This window comes from Winogradskyella ouciana (assembly GCF_009709615.1).
GTDB classification, from domain to species: Bacteria; Bacteroidota; Bacteroidia; order Flavobacteriales; family Flavobacteriaceae; genus Winogradskyella; species Winogradskyella ouciana.
In genome coordinates this window covers 1-234 of sequence record NZ_WJYA01000316.1, presented here as the reverse complement: position 1 = coordinate 234, position 234 = coordinate 1, and the positions used below count along the sequence as shown (strand labels likewise).

1 protein-coding gene is annotated in these 234 nt (G+C 45.7%); it reads right to left on the bottom strand.

The genetic code is table 11. From position 1 onward, the window contains the following. Window positions 1-206 (bottom strand): hypothetical protein (locus F1003_RS17150; protein WP_235898445.1); only part of this gene is annotated, 206 nt, incomplete at its 3' end. Window positions 207-234: the final 28 nt, after the last annotated feature.

Below are 234 nucleotides of genomic sequence, written 5' to 3'. Positions count from 1 at the left end.
TTTCCGTCAGGACGCACATCCGTATCGAGTACAGCAATTTCCCTCTCGGTTGCAGGTCTTCCAAATCCAAAACTTTTGGGATAATCAAGCGTGTCAGCCTGACTGCCCACATCGTGAGTAGTCAGGCTTTGCAATGATGTGAGCGACACCAGAAAAAACGCACAAATGGATACAACTAGCCCCGACTTAATCATATTTCCCTGCATCCAGCGTACTTTTTGGCAAAACATAATT